At 60.7% G+C, this 6,053-nt stretch carries 4 protein-coding genes and 3 pseudogenes; 5 read left to right on the top strand and 2 right to left on the bottom strand.

Annotated elements, in window-relative coordinates; genetic code table 11:
- The 4 genes and pseudogenes from IBX59_RS14625 to IBX59_RS14610 all read left to right on the top strand — a co-directional run.
- Positions 1-815, top strand: a pseudogene (locus tag IBX59_RS14625) (FAD:protein FMN transferase); the annotation flags it as partial.
- The gene (locus IBX59_RS14620; RefSeq protein ID WP_296376871.1) at positions 812-2,710 is read left to right on the top strand and encodes a heavy metal translocating P-type ATPase; all 1,899 of its coding nucleotides are present in this window, start codon (positions 812-814) and stop codon (positions 2,708-2,710) included. The pseudogene IBX59_RS14625 and the gene IBX59_RS14620, both read left to right, overlap by 4 nt.
- 210 nt (positions 2,711-2,920) lie before the next feature.
- Positions 2,921-3,025, top strand: a pseudogene (locus IBX59_RS14615) (ATP-binding protein); the annotation flags it as partial.
- Between the two features lie 676 nt (positions 3,026-3,701).
- Positions 3,702-4,304 (top strand): hypothetical protein, encoded by a 603-nt coding sequence (locus tag IBX59_RS14610; RefSeq protein ID WP_296376869.1) that lies wholly within the window; start codon positions 3,702-3,704, stop codon positions 4,302-4,304.
- Positions 4,305-4,652: 348 nt separating this feature from the next.
- On the opposite strand, the gene IBX59_RS14605 is transcribed toward IBX59_RS14610, so the two are convergent.
- On the bottom strand, positions 4,653-5,363 hold the full coding sequence (locus IBX59_RS14605; protein ID WP_296376866.1) for a transglutaminase-like cysteine peptidase: 711 nt from the start codon (positions 5,361-5,363) through the stop codon (positions 4,653-4,655).
- 151 nt (positions 5,364-5,514) lie between these two features.
- On the opposite strand from IBX59_RS14605, the pseudogene IBX59_RS14600 reads away from it, so the two are divergent.
- Positions 5,515-5,692 (top strand): annotated as a pseudogene (locus IBX59_RS14600) (IS3 family transposase); the annotation flags it as partial.
- Between the two features lie 232 nt (positions 5,693-5,924).
- Here the strand turns inward: IBX59_RS14600 and IBX59_RS14595 are convergent.
- Positions 5,925-6,053: ATP-binding protein (locus IBX59_RS14595; RefSeq protein ID WP_296376874.1), on the bottom strand; the 129-nt coding region annotated here is incomplete at its 5' end.

Below are 6,053 nucleotides of genomic sequence, written 5' to 3'. Positions count from 1 at the left end.
ATCGTTACAGCCCAAAGCTGAAGGACGAGAACGAGGTGACTGGGTTGCGGTGCCGGATCAACTGTGTGCGGTCATGCATCTTGCGCTCGAGATCGGGCGCGTCGCGGGCGGGGCGTTCGACATCGGTATGGGCAACGCGGTGATGGCATGGGGCTTTGGGCCGGAGCCTGCCGCACCCTTGGGCATCCACGCGGCGATGACCGCCCCGCGTCGCACAGCGCATGAGGTTTTGGAAATCGATGGCGCCCAAGCGCGTAAATCTGCGCCTATCGCCATTGACCTGAACGGCATCGCCAAGGGCTATGGGGTGGACCGGCTGGCCGAGACCCTGCGCGACCACGGGATATGCAACGCCCTTGTCGGCATCGACGGCGAGATGCGCGCCATGGGCCTTCGGCCGGACGGCGCGGCGTGGATCATCGCGGTCGAAGCGCCGGACATCGCCCGCCGGACGCCCCATGCGATCCTTGTGTTGCAGGACGCTGCCGTGGCGACCTCGGGTGATTACCGCCACTGGGTCGCGGTGCAGGGAAAACGCCTATCGCACACGATGGACCCGGCGCGCGGCGCGCCGCTGATCGACCCGCCTGCTTCCGTTACCGTGGTAGCCCGCACCTGCGCCGAAGCCGATGCCGGGGCCGGCGCTCATGGTGGCCGAGCGCGACAGGGGCGCGGCACGCGCAAGAAAACGCGGACTCGACGTGCTGTTCCTCTTGCGCGATAATGATGACAACGCGCGGGACGTGGGAGTCGGGCGGCTTTTTTCCGACGAACCAGCGGCAATCGCATCAGCCGAGGGGAGATGCGCCGTATGACAACGACCCGTTCCGATCGCTTCAAGACGGCAATCCTGCTGCTGGCCGCAATCGGTCTGATTGCGGGCCTTGCATTCTACTTTGCGGGCCAGCCCGACATTGCGAACCTTATCTGGGTCGCCGGGGTCGTTCCCGCGCTTGCCGCGCTTGTGATCGAGATCCTGCGCAGCTTGCGTTCTGGCGAGGTCGGGTTGGATATTGTTGCGGCGTTGTCCATGTCGGCGGCGCTGGTCTTTGGCGAAACCCTCGCGGCGGCGGTGGTCGCTGTGATGTATTCCGGCGGCACCTTTCTTGAAAGTTTTGCCGAAGGCCGCGCCCGGCGCGAAATGCACGCGCTGCTGTCCCGCGTCCCGCGCGCAGCGACCCGGCATCGGAACGGCGGGCTTGAAGACGTACCACTTGACGAAATCGCCCCCGGCGACCGGTTGCTGATCCGGCAGGGCGATGTGGTGCCGGTGGATGGCACGATAGCCTCTGACGGGGCCTTTGTGGATACCTCGGCGTTGACCGGCGAATCCATGCCGGTGCGGCTCATGCGCGGGGCGGATGCCATGAGCGGCGCGACCAACGCAGGCGACGCCTTTGACCTAACGGCTGTCCGCGAGGCCAAGGACAGCACCTATGCCGGGATCGTCCGTTTGGTCGAGGCGGCGCAGGCATCCAAGGCGCCGATGTCACGGCTGGCGGACCGCTGGTCGCTGGGGTTTCTGGCGGTGACCGTCAGCATCGCCTTTGCGGCATGGTGGTTCACCGGCGATCCAATCCGGGCGGTCGCGGTGTTGGTCGTGGCGACGCCCTGTCCGCTGATCCTTGCCGTGCCGGTGGCGCTGGTGGCGGGCCTGTCGCGGGCTGCGCATTTTGGCGTGCTGATCAAGGGGGCAGGGCCGCTTGAAACCATGGCGCGCATCCGCACGCTTATCCTCGACAAGACCGGCACCCTGACGGACGGCCGCCCGCAGATCGTGGCGATCGAGAGCCGCGAGGGCATGACCGAACAGGACATCCTGCGTTTCGCCGCAGCACTTGATCAGGCCTCCAAACATCCCGTGGCACAGGCCATCGTCGCCGCGGCAAAGGCGCAGGGCCTTGATCTGCCGGTGCCGACCGATGTGGCGGAGATCCCAGGCGAAGGCGTCCTGGGCCATGTCGAAGGCCGCCGCGTCATTGTCGGCGGCGATGGCTTTGTCGCGGGGCGCGTCGGACGGCCCATGGGTGATTATCCCGCCATGGCCGCCGGATCGGTCCTTGTTGCCGTGGCGATGGATGGTCACATGGCGGGGCATCTGGTGATGTCCGACCCGCTGCGCGAGGGCGCGGGCGCCATGCTGGACGGGCTGCGCCACCTTGGTATCTCGCGCATCCTGCTGGCCACCGGCGACCGTGCGGATGTGGCCGAGCGCGTGACCGAGGGGCTGGGCCTTGACGGGCTGCGCGCGGGGCTGACGCCGGATCAAAAGGTGCTGCTGGTCCTGTCCGAACGCAAGCACGGGCCTGTCATGATGGTGGGCGACGGCGTCAACGACGCGCCCGCGCTGGCGGCTGCCGATGTGGGCGTCGCCATGGGCGCGCGGGGGGCAGCGGCCTCGGCCGAGGCCGCCGATGTGGTCCTGCTGGTGGATCGGATCGACCGGCTGGGCCCGGGGATCGAAATTGCGCGCGCCGCGCGCCGGATTGCGGTGGAAAGTGTCGTTGCGGGGATCGGTCTTTCGGTGCTGGGCATGATCGCCGCCGCCTATGGCTATCTGACACCGGTGCAGGGCGCCCTACTGCAAGAGGTGATCGATGTTGCCGTGATCCTGAACGCACTGCGCGCGCTGCGCATCGCCCCGCGCGAAGATGCGCTGTCGGACAGGGCAACTGCGCCGGTCGCCGGAAAGGCCAATCAGCCCGTCTGATTGCCGCGCACCGAACGTATCGATATGGCGACGCTGTCTGCCGGGATCTGGGCGTCGGGCTTCTTCTCGATGCTGATGGATGTCCCATCCACGATGATCCATGCCATCTGCCCGTCTATCTGACCGCATTTGAGACAGGCGCTGAGACACGTCAGGGTATGGGTGCATGGCTATGACAATGAAATGCGCTCTTATTCATCCCACGGTTGGCTGACCATCGCACTTTTTGATCGCCTTACCCATCATTGCGACATCGTCGAGGTCGGCAACGAAGGCGGGCGCTTCAAAATAAGCCACTCACCCACAAACCGTTGACCCCATGCGGCTGCGCGAGATAAAGGCTACACCGCATCGGGCCAGCTGACATGACGCAAAATGGGGGTCATTTTTGGGCTCCGATATGGGGTCAAAATTGCATGCCGATTGACACATCCCCCTTTTGAAAGCGCGACCAAACGCTGCTTTACCGAAAGTGGAAAAACACCGATTCTTTGACCTGATGCCGGATAAGTTAGCAAACGTAAAAAATCCATTTGGAATTTTCGTATTAAAGACGGAACGGCAACAATAGCATTTTCAAACCGTCAACTGTGTCATCCAAAAAATAAGGCGCAATCGTGGCCTTGTCGCGGCAGTGTGGTGATTTTAGATCGGCCAGGAACCGGTTGCCAACAAATTGGGATAAAGGGTACAAAGCCCCATGCCAGCAAAGCGGTGATAATGCCCTAAATCATTGATATTAAATTGTTATTTATATCACCTATGGCTGGGAAAGCGATCTCTGCAAGCGATGATATCTGACGCGGCAATAAAATTAGCAAGGTGAAGCCACCAATGATTTAGAATTCAGGGACGTTTTATTGCGACATGCTTTTGACACCTTTTTGCCCGATTTTATTTCCACTTCGTCTATTTCGCTGATATCGTGCCGTCCAACGTGCTTTGGGACCGTTTTGTCGGCTTTTGCCGATAAGTATTTAGGAGTGGCGAGATGTTTAGTAACCGTAAAACGATCCTCAAACTGACAACGGCAAGCGGTGTCTTGCTTTTGATTGCCGCCTGCACACAGCCCGTGCAGAGGGAAGTCTATTTCTGCGACCTTGACCTTGACGATCTGACGCCTGCCGTCGTTGCCCAGATCCGCAGCGATCCGAACTTTGACGCCAATTTTCTTCTCTGGATTGAGCAATGCCCAGATCTCGTCTTGGCCTTTTCGGACCTTGCGACAGCAACGATTGCCACACCCTCTGATGTGACAGGCGGTGATACTGGCGGCGGCAGCGATACAGGCGGTGGCGGTGATACGGGCGGCGGCGATACAGGCGGCGGCAGCGATACAGGCGGTGGCGGTAATACGGGCGGCGGCGGCGATACAGGCGGCGGCGGCGATACAGGCGGCGGCGGCGATACAGGCGGCGGCGGTGATACAGGCGGTGGCGGTAATACGGGCGGTGGCGGTAATACGGGCGGTGGCGGTAATACGGGCGGTGGCGGTTTTACACCCCCCGGAAAAGGTGGAAATTCACCTAACTCAAATGATAATGCAACACCCGGAAAGGGTGGAACAGCGCCGGGCAAGCAAGACAAAGGTTAATTGCGCGTCATCTGGAATTGTGGTCTGGATCTGAAAATACCTTCATCCCGGTAGGTGCATCGTCAACCGGGAAAGCCCAGCGAAAGCCAAATCGAAACGGCGTTTGGTCATCAGACGACAAGAGGCGCGATGCGCTGGATGCAGTCGGGCAACCCCCTGTTTTCTATGTCTCGTGGCGGTCGGGCACGTGCATTTGCGCAACTTTGATCGCCGCTTTTGCGGGGACATACCTGAAACAAGCCCGGAGTCTTGAAAGGTATAGGCAGCTGATCATCAGCAAGGGTCGCAGCGCTGAATGGTGCCAGAGAAGTGACCCAACGGGAGAATGCAACCGGATGAGGCAGCAGTTTACCGCGCGGTGGCGACTGCATTGTCATTTTTAATGATGCCACCAGCCAGAACCGCCGTCCATTCGACAGGATTATCAGGGTTTTGCATCCGTAGAAATGTATATCCGGTGCTTTGCCAGTGCAAAATACGGTTGTGCAGGTTGTCGAGGACATAATCCCCTTGAGGGGTCCGTATAACCAGAACGGCATGGGCATTGCGGTCGCGGTCCAGCACAGTCGCAACCAACAGATTTTGCGGATTCACACCCGCCTCGATCAACTTTTTCTTTTTGAGAAGGGCAAAATCCTCGCAATCGCCGCCGCGTGAGGTCGGCAATGCCCAATGTTCCGGCCGTCGGTATTGGGTTTGGTCAGAGATTGACCGCACATCGCGGTTGATCTGGCGGTTCAGAACCGCAGCAAAAGCAAGTTGTTCTGCGCTGATTTGCACCGCAACATCAGCGCGCGCGCAAGCCCACCTATATGTCGTGCACAGGTCCGTTGCGCCTGCCGGGGCGGCAACAGTCATGCGCGAGGCCAGAAAAACACCTTCGCTGGCTTGAGCCGCCGTGGTGGACAAAAACAGCCCCGTTGACGTCATTCCGCAGAGGGCCAGAACTTTCACCTGTTGGATCCAGTTTTGTGCGAATTTGCGCCCTGTTTGGCATGCGCTAACAACAGGGCGTAAGCCCACTGCGATCTGCGGTTCGGCAACAGTCATATGCATCATTTCAGTCTCCTCAACCGCCGGGGACGCGTCACAGCGTGACTGATTGCTGCCATCCGAAGTTGTCAAAGATCGGGCCAAAGTTGGACAATTCGGGTCAGATGCATGGAAAACCCAATGCCAATGGCAAGCTTTTGCCGTAATTGAGGCGCCCACCTCTCTGGTCCATCGCCATGGCCTGGGGCGCAACAGGCAGGATCTGGAAATTGCCACCCTTGGATGGGTTGGCTGGTTCAACCACCCGCCGCCTGCTTGGCCGCATCGGAAACACCCCGCCAGCAGAGGCCGCAGAGAACTTCCGTGCACAGCGCGACCTGCGCGATCTGGTCGCGCGAAATGAAGCGAAAGCTGGACCTGCCGCGTATTTGTGCCGCATTTGCGTGTTCCACGGCACTTGGCCACCTGTTCCACGAACATGTGGCCAGTCATTTCATGACATTTAGCCACCCCCGTGAGGTGATCTGGAAGGCAATTTATTCATGACGTGATTTTCACGCCTGGGTCAATGCCCGCGGCGGGCGCGTGGGTGGGCCCTGTGGGCAAAGCCAGAGCGCGCAGTGAAGATCATTGTGCGGCCTCATCGGTGTCGGCGACTATCCCAGGTCGCGGGGTTTTGCGCATGGAGGGGCCGTCGAGCGCGATCCGGTGGGCGTGATGCACCAACCTGTCGAGGATCGCATCGGCGAAGGTCGG

This window comes from Yoonia sp. (assembly GCF_014859355.1).
Classification (GTDB): domain Bacteria; phylum Pseudomonadota; class Alphaproteobacteria; order Rhodobacterales; family Rhodobacteraceae; genus Yoonia.
The sequence above is the reverse complement of the archived record's forward strand: the minus strand, read 5'-3'. Positions and strand labels throughout refer to the sequence as shown.